Here is a 19753-nt window from a genome sequence, read left to right as displayed (position 1 = left end):
GTGGAGCGGCCCGGCTCTGGTAGCCGGTGAGGAGTCAGGCGTCGACGGGCACGTCCTCGGCCGGGACGAAGCGGTACCCGACGTTGCGGACGGTGCCGATCAGCACCTCGTGCTCGGACCCCAGCTTCGCGCGCAGCCGCCGCACGTGGACGTCCACCGTCCGCGTGCCGCCGTAGTAGTCGTAGCCCCAGACCTCCTGGAGCAGCTGGGCGCGGCTGAACACGCGACCCGGGTGCTGGGCGAGGTACTTCAGCAGCTCGAACTCCTTGTACGTCAGGTCGAGCAGGCGACCGCGCACCCGGGCGGAGTAGGTGGCCTCGTCGATGGTCACGTCGCCGCTGGTGATCTGGACGTCGTCAGGCTCCTGCAGCTCCTGGAGGCGACCGGCGGCCAGTCGCAGCCGGGCCTCGACCTCCGCCGGGCCGGCCGACTCGAGCAGCACCTCGTCGACGCCCCACTCCGAGGTGATGCCGGCGAGGCCACCCTCGGTGAGGATCGCGATGAGGGGGACCGACATACCGGTGGCGCGCAGCACCCGGCACAGCGAGCGGGCCACGGCCAGGTCGCGACGGGCGTCGAGCAGCACGGCGTCGGCAGGGGGAGCATCGACCAGGGCGGTGGGCTCCGCCGGGATGATCCGCACGTGGTGGGTGAGGAGCCCGAGTGCCGGCAGCACCTCGGCGCTGGGCGCCAAGGCGTTGGTCAGCAGCAGCAGACGGGCCATGCCTACGAAGGATACGGTGCCGGGGTCGCCCTCGAGCGGGCGCACACATGCTGAGACCCTTGTCTCACGATGGGGCCTTTCCCGCCAGGGGACGGGCCGGGAGGAGTTGGGTATGCCGTCCGAGCAGGTGCGCGGGCCGGGCACGACTGCGGTCACCGTCCGCTACTGGGCCGGCGCCCGAGCGGCCGCCGGGACCGAGCAGGACGTGGTCACCGGCAGCACCGTGGGCGATGCCGTCGCCGCCGTCACGGTGCTGCACCCGACCCTCGAGGCGATCGCCGCGGTCAGCACCCTGCTCCTCGACGGCCGGGCCGTCACCCGCGAGACGGTCGTCGTCGACGGTGCCGTCCTGGAGGTCCTGCCTCCCTTCGCCGGTGGGTGATGGGAGGATGCGGGCTGTGTCCGACGTACCCGAGCAGCAGGCGCCGACCCCGGACGCCTCCCTGACGCCGACCCCGGACGCCCCGATGACCCGGCGCGAGCGCCGCGCCCGGAGCCGGAACACCCCGGCGGCCCTGCCGCGCAGGGCCCTGCTGGCCCGGCCGTTGACCATGACGGCGACCATCGCCTTCGCAGCCCTCGTCGGGCTCACGGGCTACGCAAGCCCGAGCTTCGTGGCGCTCGCGGTGGCCCTCGCCGGACTGGTCATGGCGTGGGGCTGGCCCCAGCTGCTCGCCCTGCCGAGTCCTCGGGGGACGACGACGGTCCTGTCGGTCGGCACGGTGCTGATGACGGGCACGGTGCTGCTCACCGACGAGGCTCCCTACCTGCAGTGGATGCCGGCCGCCATGGCGGTCTCCGTGATCGCCGCGTTCCTGCACCAGCTCATGCGCCGTGACGGCCGCCCCCGTCTGGCCGAGTCGGTGTCGGCCAGCATCACCGGGCTGGCCGTCATCTCGGCCGGCATCGCCCTGGCCCCCGTGCCGCACGTGCTGGGTGGTCAGCACGCGCTGGCGGCCGCAATGGCCGGGCTGGGCGTCGGAGTCCTCGCGGACCCCCTCGTCAAGGTCCGGCGGGTGCGCCAGTGGGCGCTGTTCGTCTCCATGCTGATCGGCGGGGTCGCCGGCATGGTCGTGTCCCTGGTGGCCGGGCACCCGAGGCTGTGGCCGGCCGCGCTGCTCGGCCTGCTCGCGGCGGCCGTCTCCCACGCCGCGCGCCGGGTGATGGCGGTGCTGCCGGCGATGGCCATGCCCCGGGCCCAGCTGGCTGCGGGCGCGTCGTCGTCGCTGCTGGTCGGCGTGGTCGCCTACGTCGTCGTGCGCTACTTCGTCGCCTGACACGGCGCGGGAGCAGGCGGCCGCACGAGTGGTCAGTAGACGAGGGCCTGCGCACCCTCGGCCATGACCTCCTCCACGAAGGCAGCCGCACCGCGTACCACCACGCCCTCGATGAGGTCGGCCTCGGTGAGGCCGCGCCGGGCGGCGCACTGGCCGCACACCGTCACCGTGCCTGCCGCGAGAACGGCGTCGATCAGGTCCTGCAGCGGTGCGGCGTGGGGCAGCTCGACCAGCTCGGCTCGTCCCGGGACGGCCATCCACGCGGCGTCGCCCGTCAGCCAGAGGCTGACCTCGACCCCACTGGCCGCAGCGGTCGCCGCCACGGTGAGGGCCTGGTTGAGCCGTTCGGTGGACTCCGTGCTGGTCGCGGTGCCCGGAAGGGCCGCGCCACTGGTGGACTTGACGACCAGGCGGGTACGGGGTGTGGGCATGGTCCACAGGCTACGATCTGGCGCGTGCACTACTTCTACATCGGCCTGCTGGTCGCCTCCGCCGTCGTCATCACCTGGTTCGCCGGGTTCGTCGTCTACCGCCTGGTGAAGACGCCGCGCTGATGGTCTTCCACCTGGACACGGACCTTCCCCGAGAGCTCGCCCCGCTGGCCTGGATGATCGGCCGCTGGGAAGGCGCCGGAGTCGTCGGCTACCCCACCATCGAGTCGGCCCACTTCGGCCAGGAGCTCGAGGTCAGCCACGACGGTCGTCCGTTCCTGACCTGGCAGAGCCGCACCTGGCTGCTGGACGAGGCGGGCGAGAAGGTGCGCCCACTGGCGACCGAGCTCGGTTTCTGGCGCCCGTTCGAGGACGGTGAGGTCGAGCTGCTGCTCACCCACCCCACCGGCATCGTGGAGCTCTACTTCGGCAAGACCGAGCCGGCCAAGGTCGAGCTGCGCACCGACGGGGTCATCCGCAGCCCGCACGCCAAGGAGTACAACGCCGCGACCCGCCTCTACGGCCTGGTCAACTCCAACCTCCTGTGGGCGATGGACATGGCTGCGGTCGGCCAGGAGCTCCAGAGCCACGTGTCCGCCGAGCTCAAGCGAGTGGGCTGAGCGTTGTCGAACGCCCCCGCGCGGATCCTCACCGCCTGCACCGGCAACATCTGCCGATCTCCCTTCCTCGAGCGCGCCCTCCAGGCCGAGCTCGATCGGTCGTGCACGGAAGGGCTGACGCACTCTGGGACCACGGCTTCGTCTTGACCTGCTCGAGCGAAGGGCTGTCGCCAAGGAGCGCCGGCGACGCGCTCGGGTGCGCGACCCTGAAGGTCGCTGACGTCAAGGCGGGCACGGTCGCGGTGACGGTCACCGCCGACAGCGGCTGGATCGTCGTCGGCAGCGACACCTACCGTTCGGACGGCTCGTTCGGCACCTGGACGAAGAGCTGATCCAGGCGTCCGCTGCACAGGGTCGCAGGGGCTACCGGTCCGGTCGGGCTGGTCAGGCCGGTCGGACCGGTCAGGGGGTGCGCGTCGAATCGGTGTAGGTGGACATCTTGTCGTCCTGCAGGGCGGCTCCAAGGTCCTGCATGCCTGCCTTGTCGAGGATGTCGATGGACGCGCCGGTCGGAGAGGTGCCGAACCCGTTGAACGGGGCGGTGATGAAGGAGATGTCCTTGCCGCGCAGGCTGCGCAGGGCGAATGCCTCGCTGCGCATGTCACTCGTGGAGAAGCCCTGGTCCACGATGAGGTTGGAGGTGCCCGCGTCGACGAACTCGGCCAGCTTGATCGGGTTGCCCAGGACGTCCTTGCTCAGCGACTTGAGCATGAGCGCCTTGATGAACGCCTGCTGACGCTTGCCTCGGGAGATGTCTCCCTCGCTGAGCTGCTTGCGTTCGCGGACGAAGGCCAGCGCCTGCTCGCCGTTCATCTGCTGGAAGCCCTTGGTGAAGGTGATGCCCTGCGAGACGCTCGACTCCGCGACGTAGACGTTGACCCCGCCGACGGCGTCGGTCATCCGCTTGAACCCCTCGAAGCCGATGATCCCCACGTGGTCGATCGGCACCCCCACGAGGTCCTGGATGGTCCGCACGAGCAGCGGCGCGCCGCCATACGCGAACGCGGCATTGATCTTGTCCTTGCCGTGCCCCGGGACATCGACGTAGAGGTCGCGCGGGAAGTGGATCAGGTCGACCGTCTTGTGGTCCGCGGCCACGTGGACGAGCACGATCACGTCGGAGCGGGCTCCCGCCAACCCGGTGCGGGCGTCGGAGCCGACGATGAGGAAGTTCTGCGCGTCCTTGGCCGCCGCGCTCTTGGTGGGCGCGTCGGTGGCGCCGCTGACGCCGGGGGTGGGCAGGAGCGAGCCGCGCTGGACGTTGGAGTCGACCGTGTGGTTGAGGAGCAGCAGGTATCCCGCCGCACCGCCCACGACGACGAGCAGCACGACCGCCACGAGGACCGTGATGGTCCGGCGCAGGCGCCGCTTCGGGCGCGCGGGCGGCGTCTGAGTCTCTTCGAATTGGTCCAGCACGCGGCAAGTGTAGGTCGCGTGAGCGCCCAATCCGTGCAAGTCGCCCGTCCCCTCGACCGTAGAGTGGAGGGCGTGCAGGACGTCGGCGAGAAGATGCGGGCCCAGGGGCGCAGGATGACGCCACAGCGCCAACGGGTGCTCGACGCCGTGGCTACCCTCGGCCACGCGACCCCGGACGACGTGGTGGCCCGGGTGTCGGGCGACGGCGGCGCCACGCTCGCCCCCTCGACCGTCTACCGCGCCTTGGAGGCGCTGGAGTCCCTCGGGGTGGTGGGGCACACCCACCTCGACCACCGCGCCCCGAGCTACCACCTGGCCGACCACGCCGACCACATCCACCTCGTGTGCCGCACGTGTGGACGCGTCCAGCAGTGCGACCGTGACCTGGCCACGGGCTTCACGGGGAATGTTCTGGACGCCACGGGCTTTGTTGCAGACGTGACGCACATGGCGGTGCACGGCCAGTGTTCGGCCTGCGCGAGATCGTGACGGCCACCCGACGACAGAGGTGCAGCACCTGATGACCCAGATCCCGACCGCCGACCCGGTCCCCACCACCGAGACCGGCGACGGCACCAGCGAGACGCCCGCCCCGGCCCGCTCGGTGCTGCTGTCCCGGCCCGGAGCGGTGGAGGGTGACGGCCCGGATGCCGGTGTCGCCGCCCACTACGGAGATCCGCTGCGTGAGCAGCGCCTGCTCGTCGAGGGGCTCGCCGTCGTGGACCTCTCGCACCGCGGCGTCGTCACGGTGACCGGCCCCGACCGGTTGTCCTGGCTGCACTCGATCACCACGCAGCACCTCACCGGCCTACCGCCCCACGAGTCGCGGGAGTCCTTGGTGCTCAGTCCGAAGGGACACATCGAGCACGACCTTCACCTCGTCGACGACGGGACGACCACCTGGATCACCACCGAACCAGGTGCCGCGGCAGCTCTGGTGTCCTGGCTGGACTCGATGCGGTTCATGCTGCGGGTCGAGGTTGCCGACGTGAGTGCGGACTGGGCCGTCCTGGGTGAGCCCTCCGGCGCCGAGGCTCAGGACGGCGAGCTCCTGGCCTGGCGCGACCCGTGGCCGGGGCCGGTGGGCGACACCGCGGCATACGGCCCGGTCGAGGGGCACCCCGCCCAGGGGCGCGCGTGGCGTGAGGTTCTCGTCCCGGTGGCCGACCTCGAGGCCGCCGTCGGCGACCGCGACCTCGCCGGTTCGTGGGCGGCCGAGGCGCTTCGGGTCGCCGCATGGCGGCCCAGGATGGGTTTCGAGACCGACCACCGCACCATCGCCCACGAGGTCGACTGGCTGCGCACGGCGATCCACCTGCACAAGGGCTGCTACCGCGGCCAGGAGACCGTGGCGCGGGTGCACAACCTGGGCCGGCCTCCCCGCCGCCTGGTGTTCCTCCACCTCGACGGCTCGGGACACACGCTGCCGGCGCAGGGTGCGCCGGTGCTGCTCGGCGAGCGTCAGGTCGGTCAGCTGACCTCGGTGGCGCGCCACCACGAGGACGGGCCCATCGGGCTGGCGCTGGTCAAGCGCAACACCGCCTTGGACGCCACGCTGGTGGCCGGTGGGGTCAGCGCGAGCCAGACCGAGGTCGTCGCCCCCTGACGGGACTTGACCGTGTCGTCCGAGCTCCCTGAGGGCTGCCATGATGTCCGCCATGGCCACGACCACCGGCACCCTGATCACCGTCGCGCCCACCGGCGCGGAGCTGTCCAAGGGTGACTTCCCGCAGCTGCCCACCACGCTCGACGAGCTCGTCGAGACCGCGGTCGCCTGCGAAGCCGCCGGCGCGTCGATGATCCACCTGCACATCCGCGACGGCGAGCACCGACCGACCCTCGACCACGGCCACCTCAAGGCCGCTGTCGACGCCCTGCGCGAGCAGACGTCCCTCGTCGTCCAGCTGTCCACCGGTGGCAGCGTCCACGACCCCCTCGAGCAGCGGCTCACCGTCCTGGACGCCGAGCCGGACTCCTGTTCGCTGACCTGCGGAACCACGAACTTCGGCGACGACGTCTTCCTCAACCCCTACGGCTTCATGTCCGACCTGTACGTCCAGGCCCAGGAGCGCGAGGTCGTCCCCGAGTTCGAGCTGTTCGACCTGGGGCACGTCGCCGCCCTGGCCCGCCTCATCGACGCCCACGGCCTGCCCTTCGGCGGCAAGGTCCACGTCGACTTCGTCACCGGTGTGCCCGGGGGCATGCCCGGCACCCCGGCGGCCCTGCTCGCCGGTGTCGCGATGCTCCCGGCCGAGGTCACCTCCTGGGCGGCGACCGGTATCGGGCGGACCCACCTGCCGATCGCTGCGGCCGCGCTCGCCGCAGGCGGCCACCTGCGCGTAGGCATGGAGGACAATGTCGTGTTCTCTCGCGGTGTCCAGGTCCAGCACAACCGTGAGCTCGTCGAGCGGGTCGCCCACCTCGCGGAGGTCATGCAGCGGCCCCCGATGTCCACGCAGGACGCCCGCACCATGCTCGGGGTCAAGGACCGCCGCACCGCCTGACCCACCCGCACCCTCGACCTCCCCGCCCCCGGGGAGTGGACGACGAGGAAGGGGCGGCGAGGAGTGGGCGGTATGCCGCGCAACCGGCGTTTCGTGCCTGAGGAGTCGCCGTGTGGTCACCGTCACGCTGCCTGCAGTTTGCGTTCTGCTAACTGCAGCAAGCATGATGGAGGCATGAGCCGACTTCCCCTTGGACCCCTGGTGGGTGACAGCCTCGGTGACTACCTGCGTGAGCAGCGCCAGTCAGCGAAGCTGTCATTGCGCCAGCTGTCCGAGCTGGCCGGCGTCTCCAACCCCTACCTGTCGCAGATCGAGCGGGGGCTGAAGAAGCCCAGCGCGGAGATCCTCCAGCAGCTCGCCAAGGGCCTCGAGGTCTCGGCCGAGTCGCTCTACGTACGGGCCGGGATCCTCGACGAGCGCCACGGCCACCAGGCCGAGGCGCCCGACACCCGGGCCGCCATCGGCGCCGACCCGCGACTCAGTGACCGCCAGAAGTCCGCCCTGCTGGACATCTACGACTCCTTCGTCGGCGGCGACGCCGCCCCGACGAGCCGCGCTCGCAAGGTCGCCGCGCCTCGCACCGACGGCCGGAAGGCTGCCTCGGCTCCCCGGAGCCCGAGACCGTCCGCCGCCAAGAGCACGAGCAAGAGCACGAGCAAGCGCACCACCAAGCCCTCCACCACCACCCAAGGAGACTGACATGGCACTCGTTGCCGACATCCGCAAGAACGTCATCGACACCACCCCCGTGTTCGCCGTGGTCGGCCTGACCGACCTCGCCGTCGAGAAGGTGCGCGACGCCCGCGTCCGCGCCACCACGGTCGGCGTCGAGCTCACCAACGACCTCAAGCCCTCCACGATCTCCACCAAGGCCCAGGCCCGCGTCTCCGGTGCGGCCGAGCAGGCCCAGGAGCTCCCGGCCCTGGCCCTCAACCGCAGCCTCGAGCTCGCCGGCAAGGCCCAGGAGTCCTACGAGTCCGTCGCCGCCCGTGGCGAGAAGCTCGTCAAGCGCGTGCGCACCCAGAAGGCCACCAAGGACCTCATCGCCCAGGCCGAGACGACGGTCGCCCTCGGCAAGGGTGCGGTCACCACCGTGCGCAAGTCCGCCACCGAGATCCAGCGCTCGGCCAAGGCCACGCTGACCACCGGCCGCAAGGAGGCCGCCTCGGTCGCCGACGCCACGGTCAGCTCGGTCGCCGCCGAGACCACCGAGGTCGCCGCCGCCGCGAAGGAGTCCGCGAAGCGCACCCGCACGGCTGCCAAGCGCACCTCCACCACCACGAAGAAGTCGGCCACCGCGACCAAGTCCGCCACCAAGCGCGCGACCACGGGTGCCCGCAAGACCGCCACCACCGCCAAGAAGGCCAGCACCACGGCCGCCTCGAAGGTCGGCGACTGATCACCGTCCTGCCCTGAGCGGATCTGCGACGCCCCCACCCGGTTCGGGTGGGGGCGTCGTCGCGTCCGGGGACGTGGCTAGGCTCGGGCGGGTGAGCACGCCGCATACCGTCACCCCGCCCGCCCTCGACGACGCCCCGGTCCTCGCGCACTACGTGCGTGGCGGCTTCGTGGAGTCCGCCCACCGGGCCTCGGTCGTCGTCACCTCCCCGGACGGCGGCGAACACCTCCTCGCGCTCGGAGCCGTCGACGACCCGGTGTTCCCGCGGTCGTCCAACAAGCCGGTCCAGACCCTCGCCATGGTGCGCGCGGGCCTGCGTATGCCGCCCGCGCACCTCGCGCTCGCGTCGGCCAGCCACTCGGGTGAGGACTTCCACCTCGCTGCGGTGCGCGAGATGCTCGCTTCGGTGGGCCTCACCGAGGGTGCCCTGCAGAACACCCCCGACTACCCGGTCAACGACGAGGCGCGGGAGGCCGTCCTGCGCAGCGGGGGCGGCAAGCTGCCGATCACGCAGAACTGCTCGGGCAAGCACGCAGCGATGCTCGCCACCTGTGTCGTCAACGGCTGGGACACCGCGACCTACCGTGACCCCTCGCACCCCCTCCAGGTCGCGATCGCCAAGACCCTGGCCGAGCTGACCGGTGACGAGATCACCTCGACCGCGGTCGACGGCTGCGGCGCCCCGGTCATGGCCGTGACCCTCGCGGGCCTCGCCCGCGCGTTCGGCACCATGGCCTCCGCGCCTGCCGGCACGCACGAGGCGGAGGTGGCCGACGCCATCCGCGCCAACCCCGCGTACCTCGGCGGCACCGGTCGCGACGTCACCGCCCTGATCGAGCACACCCCGGGACTCATCGCCAAGGACGGCGCCGAGTCCGTGTATGCCGTGGGGCTGGCAGACGGTCGCGGGATCGCCCTCAAGGTCGCCGACGGCTACCCGCGTGCCAAGCCGGTCATCCTCGCCGCCGTGCTGCGTCACCTCGGTGTCGAGTCCGCGGCCCTCGCCCAGCTGGAGCACTCCCCGGTCCTCGGCCATGGTGAGCCGGTGGGCGCCATCGTCGCGGTCAACCTCTGATCCTCGGGACTGAGCCACCGTGCGCGCGGTCCTCCAGCGGGTGAGCTCGGCGTCGGTCTCGGTCGACGGCGAGGTGGTCGGGGCGATCGAGCGCCCGGGACTGCTGGCGCTCGTCGGCGTGACCCACGACGACGGGCCGGAGCAGGTGGCGACGCTGGCACGCAAGATCAGCGACCTGCGGATCCTGCACGACGAGCGCTCGGTGCTGGACGAGGGCGCGCCAGTCCTCGTCGTCAGCCAGTTCACCCTCTACGCCGACACGCGCAAGGGCAGGCGCCCGTCGTGGGGCAACGCCGCACCCGGCCCGGTCGCCGAGCCGCTGGTGGAGGCCGTCGTCGACGCCCTCCGCGAGCGGGGCGTCGAGGTGGCAACGGGTCGGTTCGGGGCGATGATGCAGGTCGCCCTGGTCAACGACGGCCCGGTGACACTCGTGGTGGAGACCTGACGTCTAGGCTGGACCCCATGTTCGGGACACTCGGAAGCCTCCAGGCCGTGGTGACGCTGCTGCTCAGCCTCGCAGCGTTCGCTGCCGAGGTCTTCGCGCTCGTCGACGGCCTGCGCTACAAGCCCGAGGTGTATGCCGCGGCCGGCAAGCGCACGAAGAAGTTCTGGACGATCGTCCTCTCGGTCGCCGCGGTGCTGGGCTTCGTCTCGGTCGGAGCGTCCGGGCGGATCTTCTCGATCGGCCTGATCGCCTTCGTCGGTGCGGCGATCTACCTCGCCGACGTGCGTCCCGCACTGCGCTCGATGGTGGGTCGTGGCGGGGGCGGGGGCCAGCACATGGGCCCGTACGGACCGTGGTGATCGGCGTGGCACGCGATGTGGCGAACGACGAGGTGGATGACGACAGGGGAGTGCAGATGCGTGACCCGCGCGACGAGATCTTCGTGCAGGAACGGCCGTGGGGCCAGTTCGAGCAGTTCGTGTCCAACGAGCGGGTGACGGTCAAGATCATCACCGTCCAGCCGGGGCACCGGCTGTCGCTGCAGACCCACGAGAACCGTGGAGAGTTCTGGCAGGTCCTCGACGGTCCCCTCGAGGTGACGGTCGGTGACCGCACCTGGGAGGCCCAGTCCGGCGAGAAGGTGTGGGCCCCGCAGGGCGCCGTGCACCGCATGGCCAACCATGGCGAGGTGGCTGGTCGGATCCTCGAGGTGGCCTTCGGCGACTTCGACGAGGCCGACATCGTGCGTCTCCAGGACGACTACGCCCGCTGACCCGTGGGGTCCTGCCGGTCCTGCGCCGAGCGTGCGGCGCCCGGGGCCACCGCCTCCCAGGCGATGGTCAGCTCGCCGAGGCGCCACCGGCTCGGACCGTCGAGCAGCGGCCAGCCGTCGTCGCGCAGGGCTGCAGCTGTCGCGAGGAAGCGTTGGCGCACACCGAAGCTCGCGTGGTGGGCTGAGTGGGCCCAGGCCCGGTCGAGGGCCACGAGCCAGGAGTGCACCCGTTCGCCCGGCACGTTGCGGTGGATCAGGGCCTTGGGAAGCCGCTCGGCGATGTCCGAGGGTGCCTCGAGCCCACGAAGACGCCAGGACAAGGTCAACGACACCGGCCCGGTGCGGTCGACCGCGACCCAGGTGCTGAGCCGCCCCAGCTCGTCACAGGTGCCGTCGACTAGGAGGCCGTCGTCGGTGAGGCGCTCGCGGACCGTGGCCCAGGCATGCTCGACCTGCGACTCGTCGTACTGCCTCAGCACGTTGAAGGCTCGCACCACGGTCGCTCGACGGCCCGCGCCCAGCGGCACCTCGAACCCGCCGAGCCGGAACGTCAGGCCGTCCGTGGCCAGGGCTTCCCCGAGCGCGACCCTCGCTGGGTCGATCTCGACCCCGACGACCTCGACGTCCGGGCGCACCACACGGAGGCGGTCGTGCAGCTCCACCGCGGTGACGGGCGACGCGCCGTAGCCGAGGTCCACGACCACCGGGGGCTCGGTGCCCAGGCGCAACCGCCAGGCCTGTGGGCCGGCGAGCCAGCGGTCCACACGGCGCAGGCGATTGGGGTTGGTCGTCCCGCGGGTGATCGTCCCGACCGGCCGCTGCACCACCACGGGAGCAGCGTACGGGGCGCCGCCGCCTAGGGTTGGGCCCGTGCGTTGGAGCGAGAGGAACATCAGCCGCAGCATGGTCGCGCTGGTGGCCTCGCTGACCGCGCTGGCCCTCCTCGGGCTCTGGACCCAGCTGCCGGGGTGGCTGGGTCGCGATGCCGGGTTCGTCGACGTCTCGCCGGGACTGCTCCGCGTGGCCCCGGACGCCAAGGGCGTCGCCACCCTCGGCGGTGGGGTCTCGGTCTCCCTGTATGCCGACGGGCTGCGGATCCAGCGCGGCGAGAGCCTCCTGCTCCAGACCGTCATCGGCGGGTCGATGCTCAGTGCGCTCGAGGGACGCGCGAAGGGCACGGGCGAGGACGTCGACGAGCAGGTCACCCGTCAGCTGAGCAACCTCTCCATCGACGAGCTGGTCTTCCTCCCCGGCCGGGCCACGTACTTCGGGTCCGTCTCGGACGGCAACGGGTCGATGCCTCTCGTCATCCGGGTCGAGCTCGCGGGGTCGGTGATCCGCATCGGTGCGTCGGTCAACGGGGCGGACGGGATCGTCTGGCACCTCGACCACCGCCCTCTCACGACCGGATTGCGACCCGCCCTGCCGAACCGCAACCTGCGCGGCTCCGCGACGTGGATCGCGAGGGGAACCGTCGAGGGGCAGGCGGCGTTCGCCACCAACCTCGGCACCGACATCGGGGTCGGCCCGGGGCGCGTCGCCCGCGGGGTGGACGTCCGGTCGGACGGACGCACCGACATCCACATCTGGTCGGACGCAGGCTTCCTCACGGTCTCCTCGTTCGCCCGGCCACCGACCGCCCCCTCCACGTAGTGCGGACGCCACTCAGTGGCAGACTCGGCGACATGGCTCACCGCGACCGCATCGACCGCGTCGCCATGCTCAGCGTCCACACCTCGCCGCTCGAGCAGCCGGGCACCGGTGACGCCGGCGGCCTCAACGTCTACGTCCTCGAGGTGGCCCGTGAGCTGGCCAAGCGTGACGTCGAGGTGGAGATCTTCACCCGGACCACCACCGCCGAGCTCGACCCGACGGTCGAGCTGGAGCCCGGCGTGCTGGTCCGCCACGTGACCGCAGGCCCCTACGAGGGGTTGGGCAAGAACGACCTCCCGGGGCAGCTGTGCGCCTTCGCCGCGGGGGTCATGCGCACCGGCGCGCACGCGCCCGAGGGCCACTACAGCCTGGTGCACTCCCACTACTGGCTCTCGGGCCAGGTCGGGTGGCTCGCCGCGGACCGTTGGCAGGTGCCGCTGGTCCACACGATGCACACGATGGCGCGGGTCAAGAACCGCCACCTCGCCGAGGGTGACGCCCCCGAACCCCCGGGCCGCGAGATCGGTGAGCTGCAGGTGGTGGAGGCCGCCGACCGCCTCATCGCCAACACGTCGGGGGAGCGGTCCGAGCTGATCGACCTGTATGCCGCCGACCCCGAGAAGGTGGTCGTGGTGCCTCCCGGGGTGGACCTGTCGGTCTTCTCTGCGGGGGACCAGCGCGCCGCGCGGGGCTCGCTCGGGTTGGCGGCGGACGCCAAGGTCCTGCTGTTCGTCGGGCGCATCCAGCCGCTCAAGGCGCCGGAGGTGCTGGTCAAGGCTGCTGCCGAGCTGCTCGGCCGCCACCCGGACTGGCGCGGTCAGCTCGTCGTCGCGGTCCTGGGTGGTCCCAGCGGGTCGGGGTTGGAGCACCCCCAGTCCCTGCAGGAGCTCACCGCTGAGCTGGGCCTGACGGCGCAGGTGCGCTTCGTGCCGCCCGTGTCCCGTCCGGAGCTCGCGCGGTGGTACCGCGCGGCAGATCTCGTCGCCGTGCCGTCCCACTCGGAGTCGTTCGGCCTGGTGGCGGTCGAGGCGCAGGCCTGCGGCACCCCCGTGATCGCCGCGGACGTCGGCGGCCTGCCCACCGCGGTGGGCGACGCCGGGGTGCTCGTGGACGGACACGACACCGTCGCGTGGGCCGACGCCCTGGAAGGACTGCTCATGGACCCGGAACGGCGCAAGGTGTTGTCCCGCAAGGCCGTCGACCACGCCGCCCTCTTCGGGTGGGACCGGACCACCGACCGGCTCTACGAGGTCTACGTCGAGGCCAAGCGGGCCCGAGAGCGGACACTCGAGCTGCCGTCCCCGAACGGCCTGCTCGCCGGTGTGCCCTCGGCGGTGGTCCCGTGAGCGGGCTGGCCGGCGGGTTGGAACAGGTCCTGGAGGCCTACCTCGCGGAGGCCGGGATCGAGTGGGAGCCCGGTGCGCGCCGCGGCGAGTACGTCGTGACGCTGCCCGGCGAGAAGAAGCTCAAGACGGTGGCGTCCCTCGTGGCCGGCGAGGGCTCCCTGTCGGTGTCGGCGTTCGTGATCCGCAACCCCGACGAGAACCACGAGAAGTTCTACCGCTACCTGCTGCGCAAGAACCTGCGCCTGCCCGGCCTCGCGTACGCGATCGACGGCTCCGGCGACGTGTACGTCGCCGGGCGCCTGCCCGCTGCGGGCATCGACGCCGGCTACCTCGACCAGCTCCTGGGCGCGCTGCTGGACGCCGCGGACTCGCACTTCAACGAGCTCCTCGCGATCGGCTTCCTCACGAGCATGCAGAAGGAGTGGGACTGGCGCGTGTCGCGGGGTGAGTCGCTGCGCAACCTCGAGGCCTTCCGCCACCTGCTCGAGCGAGGCCCGGACGGGGCGAGCCCCGCAGGGGCCTCGGTCGCGACGGGCGCCACGGGCGCCTGAGACGGGCGCTGCACCCTCCCGGCGTCGATCACTACGCTGGGCCCATGGCATACACCCTCATCCTGCTGCGCCACGGGCACTCCGACTGGAACGCCAAGAACCTCTTCACGGGCTGGGTCGACGTCGACCTCAACGAGCAAGGCCTCCGCGAGGCCGTCGCGGGCGGAAAGCTGTTGAAGGACAAGGGAGTCCTGCCGACCGTCGTGCACACCTCCGTGCTGCGCCGGGCCATCACGACCGCCAACCTCGCGCTCGACGCTGCAGACCGCCACTGGATCCCTGTGCGCCGCGACTGGCGCCTCAACGAGCGCCACTACGGAGCGCTCCAGGGACTGGACAAGGCGGCGACCCGGGAGAAGTACGGCGACGAGCAGTTCATGCTGTGGCGCCGCTCGTTCGACACCCCGCCGCCGCCGATCGAGGTGGGCTCGGAGTTCGACCAGTCGGGTGACCCGCGCTATGCCGGCATCGAGGTGCCCCGCACCGAGTGCCTCAAGGACGTCATCGCCCGGATGATGCCCTACTGGGAGGGCGCCATCCAGGACGACCTGCGCGCCGGTGAGACCGTGCTCGTCACCGCCCACGGCAACAGCCTGCGGGCCCTGGTCAAGCACCTCGACCAGATCAGCGACGAGGACATCGCCGGCCTCAACATCCCGACCGGTCAGCCGCTGGTCTACACCCTGGGTGAGGACTTCATGCCGACGAAGCCGGCCGAGTACCTCGACCCGGAGGCGGCCGCCGAGGCAGCCGCCGCCGTGGCCAACCAGGGCCGCTAGCCGTCAGGGCGCGGTGCCTGCCGTCCAGACGTCCTCGGACGGCAGGTCCAGAGGCCACTGCCCCACCTTGGCCCCGGCTGCGTCGTAGACCTCGACGGCGTAGGGCGGACGCTGCTCGGATGACCAGTTAGGCGTGGTGGTCAGCGCCGTCCCCTCCGGGGTCGGCAGCTTCGCCGTCGATGGGTGGAGGCTGGGCGTCGAGGAGACCAGTCGGACCCTGGCAGCGTTCGGGGCGAACACCTGGAAGGACATCGTCCCCGTCTCGGCCCCGCCACCGTGGAGCACGTAGGGGCGCACGGCCGCCGTGCCGGCATCGATCGGCACGCCTGTCGCGAGCTCCATGGTCGTGGCGGCGCTTCCGTCCTTGGCGGTGTCCACGACGAGCGCGCTCCGCAGCACCTGCCCCTGCGGCAGGGTGGTGTCGGTGACCATCAGGCGGGTGGTCCCACCCTTCGCCTCGTTCATCCCGAGTCGGCTCGCGATGGTGCGGTCCACCGCGCCGAAGTACACGGTGGTCGTCTGGACCTGCGTCGGGCTCAGGCCGTGGTCCACGGCCACGCCGGCGCCGATGCCCTGCTCGGCCTTGACCCTGAAGTCCTCGCCCGTGCAGTTGAGGCAGATCGAACCCATGTCCTCGCGCTGCTGTCTGGGCAGGCCGGTCAGGCGGGCCGGGGTGCTGTCGCTGGTGCCCCCCGGGACCTCGACCCGCATGAAGTGGGGCGGTGAGTCCTTGAGGTCCTCGGAGTAGACGCCGTCGGTCAGCGCCACCTGCCGGTAGGGGTCGCGGGTGACGGTGCCGTCGGTGGCGATCTGCAGGCCCTTAGAGAGCGAGAGGGTGCGGGTGCTCGGCGTCGTGAGGGTGACCAGCCGGCTGTCCTTGTCGTCGCTCTCGCGCAGGACCACCAGGTCGGTGTTCCCACCGGAGGCGCTGGAGACCTCGGACATCCCGTCGACGCCGGTGCCGCGCGAGCCGGCGAACATGGTCACCCGGCTGCTCCCCCCGTCCTCGGGGTCCCAGCCGACGACGACCCGGGTGCGGTCGAGGTCGCCTGCATAGAGGACGTGGCTCGTCCCGAACTTCTCGGCGACGGCCTTGATGAGCTCCTTGTCCTCGGCGAGCGAGCCGCGGACCGGCCACGAGGACATCGCGCTCCACCGGGGGTCGTTCGGGCCGGGGACGACGACCTGGGTCCGCTTGGCCGGCAGGGTCGAGCGGTGGTCGCCCTGCGCCAGGCCGGGCACGAGCACCGCGATGGCGGCGACCGCGGCGACTGCGCCGACGGCAGCGGCACGGCGGCGTCGGCGGCTGGTCACGATGGCACCGGCAACGCGCTCGTACGGGTCGAACGCGGGGGCGTCAAGGTCGTCGGCGCGGGACGCCAGGGCGTCGCGCAGCTCGGTCTCGAGGCTCATGACAGGCTCCTCTCGGGGGCGCCGTTGGTCTGGGCGAGGACGGTGCGGAGCCGCTCGAGCCCGCGGGAGGCCTGGCTCTTGACCGAGCCGAGCGACATGCCGAGCGCGTCTGCGGTGGCGGCCTCGGAGAGGTCGTCGAAGTAGCGCAGGACCACGACCGCTCGCATCCGCGGTGGCAGGGCCAGGACGGCTCGCGCGACCTCGTCGCGGGTGTCGTACGCGGCATACGCGTCGCCGTTGGCCCGGTCCGCGTGGACCGGGATGTCGCCGAGGGTCTCAGCGACCCGGCGGCGACGCCACCAGGACGCCGACTCGTTGGCCAGCGCGGCCCGGGTGTAGGCGTAGGGGCCACCCGTGGTGTCGTCGCGGGAGATGTGCTCCCAGCGTCGGTGCACCTTCACCAGGGTCTGCTGCACCAGGTCCTCGGCGCGCCCCTGGTCGCCGGTCAGCAGGTATGCCGTCCGCACCAGGGCGCTCCACCGCGCCTGGACGAACCGGCGGAACTCCTCCTCGCCTGCTGCGTCCACGCCCCACCCCCTGCTCGTCAGCCGACCCGGTGTCGGCAGCTAACCCCCTAGACGCGGGTCAGCATGACGCAGGTTGAGAGCCGGCGGAGAAAGTTCTGGGGATCACAGCGAGGTGGGGCTGTGGTCCTCCTGCTCCTCGTGGTCCTCGGCGACGTCCCACTCGCCGGTGACGAGGTAGACGACGCGGTGCGCCACGGAGACGGCGTGGTCGGCGAATCGCTCGTAGTAGCGACCGACGAGCGTCATGTCGACCGCTGCCTCGGTGCCGTGCTTCCACGTCCCGTCGATCAGGTGGCTGAACAGGTTGCGGTGCAGCTCGTCCATCGCGTCGTCGTCGCGCTCGAGGGTCTTGGCGTCCTCGACGTCCTTGGCGGCGATGACCTGGCCGCACTTGGCGACGATGCGCTCGGCGACCTGGCCCATCTGCAGGATGGTGGCCCGGATGTCAGCCGGCACGGCCGACTCGGGGTAGCGCAGCCGCGCGACCTTGGCGACGTGGCGAGCGAGGTCTCCCATCCGCTCCAGGTCGGCACTCATCCGCATCGAGGTGACCACCATGCGCAGGTCGGTGGCGACGGGCTGCTGGCGCGCGAGGAGGTCGATCGAGAGCGCGTCGAGACCTTCGCGCAGCCGGTCGAGCTCCTTGTCGGCCTGGATGACCGACTCGGCGAGCTGGATGTCGGCGTCGAGGAGGGCGGTCGTGGCCCTGGACATGGCCGAACCCGCGAGGTGGGTCATCTCGACCAGCCGGTCGGAGATCGTGTCGAGGTCCTCGTGGAAAGCGTCGCGCATGACATCCCTAGCGTGAGTGCGGTGGTACGTGCGAGCCGAGGCTCCCACGGGGCAGTGAACGGTCGGATGACCTCAGGTGAACATCTGGGGGATCCGTGCGTGCAGGTCCGTTTCCGGCGCGGACGGGTATGGCGGGCACCGTACATTGGGATCGTGGACACGACCACCGTCGCCGTGCTGGCCGGGTTCGCCGGCCTGCTCACCGGCGTCCTGGCCGTCATCGCCGTGCGCTACTCCGAGCGCCAGCAGACCCAGCTCCCACAGACCGCGCCCGTGACGACCCTCCCGCCCGGTGTGGGGGACGTCCTCGCGGTGCTGCGTTCCAGCGCCATCGTCGTGGACTCCGCCGACGCGGTGACCAAGATGTCGCCCGCGGCGGTCGCCTACGGCCTGGTGCGCGACGGCGAGCTCGTCCACGCCGAGCTGCGCCACCTGGCCCGTCAGGTGCGCCGCGACGGGGTGATCCGCGAGTCACAGCTCGAGCTGTCCCGGGGTCCCCTCGGCCAGGGCCGCTCGATCATGCAGGCCCGGGTCGCGCCGCTCGGCAGCAGCCACGTGCTGCTCCTCGTCGAGGACCACACCCAGGCCCGACGGGTCGAGGAGGTCCGCCGGGACTTCGTCGCGAACGTCAGCCACGAGCTCAAGACCCCGGTGGGCGGCATCGGCCTGCTGGCCGAGGCGATCCTCGACGCCAAGGACGACCCCGAGGCCGTCGAGCGGTTCGCCGGGCGCATGCAGGTCGAGAGCCACCGGTTGGCCCAGCTGGTCAAGGAGATCGTCGACCTGTCCCGGCTGCAGGTCGCCGACACGTTGCACGAACCCCGTCTCGTGGACGTGACGGCCGCGGTCCACGAGGCCATCGACTACTCCCGGGTCGGGGCCGATGCCAAGCAGATCGAGATCGCCGAGGCGTGTGCGCCCGACCTCAAGGTGTTCGGCGACGAGGACCTGCTCGTGACCGCCGTCCGCAACCTCATCGGCAACGCCGTCGCCTACTCCGACAACGGCTCCCGCGTCGCCGTCGGAGGTCGGCTCAACGGTGACATGGTCGAGGTCACCGTGACCGACCAGGGCCAGGGCATCCCGCAGGCGGAGCAGGCTCGCATCTTCGAGCGGTTCTACCGCGTCGACGGTGCGCGCTCGCGAGCCACCGGTGGCACGGGTCTGGGCCTGGCCATCGTCAAGCACATCTGCGCCAACCACGGTGGCGACGTCACCGTGTGGAGCGAGGAGGGCCGGGGGTCGACGTTCACGATCCGGTTGCCCGCCGCCGCCGACCGCTCCGGTGGTCACCTCGCCCCCGAGTCCTCCACATCCGTTCCGTCACAAGGAGACCCCCGCGCATGACCCGCATCCTGGTCGTCGAGGACGAGGTGTCGTTCTCCGACCCCTTGTCGTACCTGCTGCGCAAGGAGGGCTACGAGGTGGCCGTCGCCGAGACCGGGCCGGAGGCCCTCGAGGACTTCGACCGGGCCGGCGCCGACCTCGTCCTGCTCGACCTCATGCTGCCCGGCCTGTCCGGCACCGAGGTCTGCCGAGCGCTGCGCCAGCGGTCCAACGTGCCCGTGATCATGCTGACCGCCAAGGACAGTGAGATCGACAAGGTCGTGGGGCTCGAGATCGGTGCCGACGACTACGTCACCAAGCCCTACTCCTCCCGCGAGCTGCTCGCGCGGATCAAGGCGGTCCTGCGCCGACTCTCGGAGCCCGAGGACCTCGTGCCCGCGACGATCGAGGCCGGTCCGGTCCGGATGGACGTCGAGCGGCACATCGTCACCGTGGCGGGTGAGACGACACAGCTGCCGCTCAAGGAGTTCGAGCTGTTGGAGATGTTGCTGCGCAACACCGGTCGCGTGCTGACCCGGATGCAGCTCATCGACCGCGTGTGGGGCAGCGACTACGTGGGTGACACCAAGACGCTCGACGTCCACGTGAAGCGGCTGCGCGCGAAGATCGAGCCCGACCCCGCCGAGCCACGCTTCATCGTGACCGTGCGTGGGCTGGGCTACAAGTTCGAGTCCGCCTGAGC

26 protein-coding genes are annotated in these 19753 nt (G+C 71.5%); 19 read left to right on the top strand and 7 right to left on the bottom strand.

The window, feature by feature from the left end:
• Nucleotides 1–34: 34 nt before the first annotated feature.
• On the bottom strand, nucleotides 35–724 hold the full coding sequence (locus ABEG17_RS06375) for a winged-helix domain-containing protein (protein ID WP_406832443.1): 690 nt from the start codon (nucleotides 722–724) through the stop codon (nucleotides 35–37).
• Between the two features lie 112 nt (nucleotides 725–836).
• On the opposite strand from ABEG17_RS06375, the gene ABEG17_RS06370 reads away from it, so the two are divergent.
• Nucleotides 837–1106, top strand: coding sequence for a MoaD/ThiS family protein (locus ABEG17_RS06370; protein ID WP_406832442.1), 270 nt, complete (start codon nucleotides 837–839; stop codon nucleotides 1104–1106).
• Between the two features lie 16 nt (nucleotides 1107–1122).
• Nucleotides 1123–2001, top strand: coding sequence for a hypothetical protein (locus tag ABEG17_RS06365; RefSeq protein WP_406832441.1), 879 nt, complete (start codon nucleotides 1123–1125; stop codon nucleotides 1999–2001).
• A gap of 32 nt (nucleotides 2002–2033) precedes the next feature.
• On the opposite strand, the gene ABEG17_RS06360 is transcribed toward ABEG17_RS06365, so the two are convergent.
• A complete protein-coding gene (locus ABEG17_RS06360; protein ID WP_406832440.1) occupies nucleotides 2034–2432 on the bottom strand; it encodes a DsrE family protein in 399 nt (132 codons plus the stop codon).
• Nucleotides 2433–2554: 122 nt separating this feature from the next.
• On the opposite strand from ABEG17_RS06360, the gene ABEG17_RS06355 reads away from it, so the two are divergent.
• A complete protein-coding gene (locus ABEG17_RS06355) occupies nucleotides 2555–3052 on the top strand; it encodes an FABP family protein (protein ID WP_406832439.1) in 498 nt (165 codons plus the stop codon).
• Nucleotides 3053–3195: 143 nt separating this feature from the next.
• Nucleotides 3196–3384: a hypothetical protein gene (locus tag ABEG17_RS06350; protein ID WP_406832438.1), complete on the top strand. Its 189-nt coding sequence runs from the start codon at nucleotides 3196–3198 to the stop codon at nucleotides 3382–3384.
• A 70-nt stretch (nucleotides 3385–3454) separates the two neighbouring features.
• Here the strand turns inward: ABEG17_RS06350 and ABEG17_RS06345 are convergent, their stop codons facing one another.
• Nucleotides 3455–4468, bottom strand: a complete 1014-nt coding sequence (locus ABEG17_RS06345; protein WP_406832437.1) for an LCP family protein — start codon at nucleotides 4466–4468, stop codon at nucleotides 3455–3457.
• A 72-nt stretch (nucleotides 4469–4540) separates the two neighbouring features.
• Here ABEG17_RS06345 and ABEG17_RS06340 point away from each other — a divergent pair, with 72 nt between their 5' ends.
• The 9 genes from ABEG17_RS06340 to ABEG17_RS06300 all read left to right on the top strand — a co-directional run bounded on the left by ABEG17_RS06340 (nucleotide 4541) and on the right by ABEG17_RS06300 (nucleotide 10663).
• Complete coding sequence (locus tag ABEG17_RS06340; RefSeq protein WP_406832436.1) at nucleotides 4541–4957, top strand: Fur family transcriptional regulator; 417 nt, start codon at nucleotides 4541–4543, stop codon at nucleotides 4955–4957.
• A gap of 31 nt (nucleotides 4958–4988) precedes the next feature.
• On the top strand, nucleotides 4989–6074 hold the full coding sequence (locus tag ABEG17_RS06335; protein WP_406832435.1) for a YgfZ/GcvT domain-containing protein: 1086 nt from the start codon (nucleotides 4989–4991) through the stop codon (nucleotides 6072–6074).
• Nucleotides 6075–6126: 52 nt separating this feature from the next.
• On the top strand, nucleotides 6127–6972 hold the full coding sequence (locus tag ABEG17_RS06330; protein ID WP_406832434.1) for a 3-keto-5-aminohexanoate cleavage protein: 846 nt from the start codon (nucleotides 6127–6129) through the stop codon (nucleotides 6970–6972).
• 174 nt (nucleotides 6973–7146) lie between these two features.
• The gene (locus ABEG17_RS06325; protein ID WP_406832433.1) at nucleotides 7147–7671 is read left to right on the top strand and encodes a helix-turn-helix domain-containing protein; all 525 of its coding nucleotides are present in this window, start codon (nucleotides 7147–7149) and stop codon (nucleotides 7669–7671) included.
• A 1-nt stretch (nucleotide 7672) separates the two neighbouring features.
• Complete coding sequence (locus tag ABEG17_RS06320; RefSeq protein ID WP_406832432.1) at nucleotides 7673–8371, top strand: hypothetical protein; 699 nt, start codon at nucleotides 7673–7675, stop codon at nucleotides 8369–8371.
• A 91-nt stretch (nucleotides 8372–8462) separates the two neighbouring features.
• A complete protein-coding gene (locus ABEG17_RS06315; RefSeq protein WP_406832431.1) occupies nucleotides 8463–9446 on the top strand; it encodes an asparaginase in 984 nt (327 codons plus the stop codon).
• A gap of 19 nt (nucleotides 9447–9465) precedes the next feature.
• Nucleotides 9466–9891, top strand: coding sequence for a D-aminoacyl-tRNA deacylase (gene dtd, locus ABEG17_RS06310; protein ID WP_406832430.1), 426 nt, complete (start codon nucleotides 9466–9468; stop codon nucleotides 9889–9891).
• Between the two features lie 17 nt (nucleotides 9892–9908).
• Nucleotides 9909–10250 (top strand): DUF2516 family protein, encoded by a 342-nt coding sequence (locus ABEG17_RS06305; protein ID WP_406832429.1) that lies wholly within the window; start codon nucleotides 9909–9911, stop codon nucleotides 10248–10250.
• A gap of 5 nt (nucleotides 10251–10255) precedes the next feature.
• Nucleotides 10256–10663, top strand: a complete 408-nt coding sequence (locus ABEG17_RS06300; protein WP_406832428.1) for a phosphomannose isomerase type II C-terminal cupin domain — start codon at nucleotides 10256–10258, stop codon at nucleotides 10661–10663.
• Here the strand turns inward: ABEG17_RS06300 and ABEG17_RS06295 are convergent.
• Entirely contained in the window at nucleotides 10651–11487 is an 837-nt protein-coding gene (locus ABEG17_RS06295) for a class I SAM-dependent methyltransferase (protein WP_406833144.1), read from the bottom strand. The two genes, ABEG17_RS06300 and ABEG17_RS06295, sit on opposite strands and share 13 nt — an antisense overlap.
• A 46-nt stretch (nucleotides 11488–11533) precedes the next feature.
• On the opposite strand from ABEG17_RS06295, the gene ABEG17_RS06290 reads away from it, so the two are divergent.
• Genes ABEG17_RS06290 through ABEG17_RS06275 form a run of 4 tightly spaced genes read left to right on the top strand, consistent with a single transcriptional unit; the run spans nucleotide 11534 to nucleotide 14992 of the window.
• Nucleotides 11534–12316, top strand: a complete 783-nt coding sequence (locus tag ABEG17_RS06290; RefSeq protein WP_406832427.1) for a hypothetical protein — start codon at nucleotides 11534–11536, stop codon at nucleotides 12314–12316.
• A gap of 32 nt (nucleotides 12317–12348) precedes the next feature.
• Nucleotides 12349–13662, top strand: coding sequence for a D-inositol-3-phosphate glycosyltransferase (mshA, locus tag ABEG17_RS06285; protein WP_406832426.1), 1314 nt, complete (start codon nucleotides 12349–12351; stop codon nucleotides 13660–13662).
• Nucleotides 13659–14213 carry a YbjN domain-containing protein gene (locus ABEG17_RS06280; RefSeq protein WP_406832425.1) on the top strand — a complete coding sequence of 185 codons (555 nt, stop codon included), beginning with the start codon at nucleotides 13659–13661 and terminating at the stop codon, nucleotides 14211–14213. Before mshA ends, ABEG17_RS06280 begins: the two co-directional genes overlap by 4 nt.
• A 44-nt stretch (nucleotides 14214–14257) precedes the next feature.
• Nucleotides 14258–14992: a phosphoglyceromutase gene (locus ABEG17_RS06275; RefSeq protein WP_406832424.1), complete on the top strand. Its 735-nt coding sequence runs from the start codon at nucleotides 14258–14260 to the stop codon at nucleotides 14990–14992.
• Nucleotides 14993–14995: 3 nt separating this feature from the next.
• On the opposite strand, the gene ABEG17_RS06270 is transcribed toward ABEG17_RS06275, so the two are convergent.
• From ABEG17_RS06270 to phoU, 3 genes are all read right to left on the bottom strand, one after another.
• On the bottom strand, nucleotides 14996–16405 hold the full coding sequence (locus tag ABEG17_RS06270; RefSeq protein ID WP_406832423.1) for a hypothetical protein: 1410 nt from the start codon (nucleotides 16403–16405) through the stop codon (nucleotides 14996–14998).
• Nucleotides 16402–16932: a SigE family RNA polymerase sigma factor gene (locus tag ABEG17_RS06265; protein ID WP_406832422.1), complete on the bottom strand. Its 531-nt coding sequence runs from the start codon at nucleotides 16930–16932 to the stop codon at nucleotides 16402–16404. The genes ABEG17_RS06270 and ABEG17_RS06265 overlap by 4 nt, the downstream gene beginning before the upstream one ends.
• Before the next feature lie 102 nt (nucleotides 16933–17034).
• Nucleotides 17035–17724 carry a phosphate signaling complex protein PhoU gene (phoU, locus tag ABEG17_RS06260; RefSeq protein WP_406832421.1) on the bottom strand — a complete coding sequence of 230 codons (690 nt, stop codon included), beginning with the start codon at nucleotides 17722–17724 and terminating at the stop codon, nucleotides 17035–17037.
• A 153-nt stretch (nucleotides 17725–17877) separates the two neighbouring features.
• On the opposite strand from phoU, the gene ABEG17_RS06255 reads away from it, so the two are divergent.
• Both ABEG17_RS06255 and ABEG17_RS06250 read left to right on the top strand, forming a co-directional pair.
• Entirely contained in the window at nucleotides 17878–19071 is a 1194-nt protein-coding gene (locus ABEG17_RS06255; protein ID WP_406832420.1) for a sensor histidine kinase, read from the top strand.
• Nucleotides 19068–19751 (top strand): response regulator, encoded by a 684-nt coding sequence (locus ABEG17_RS06250; RefSeq protein ID WP_406832419.1) that lies wholly within the window; start codon nucleotides 19068–19070, stop codon nucleotides 19749–19751. Before ABEG17_RS06255 ends, ABEG17_RS06250 begins: the two co-directional genes overlap by 4 nt.
• The last annotated feature ends 2 nt before the right edge of the window (nucleotides 19752–19753 follow it).

This window comes from Pedococcus sp. KACC 23699 (assembly GCF_045348425.1).
GTDB lineage: Bacteria > Actinomycetota > Actinomycetes > Actinomycetales > Dermatophilaceae > Pedococcus.
The sequence above is the reverse complement of the archived record's forward strand: the minus strand, read 5'-3'. Positions and strand labels throughout refer to the sequence as shown.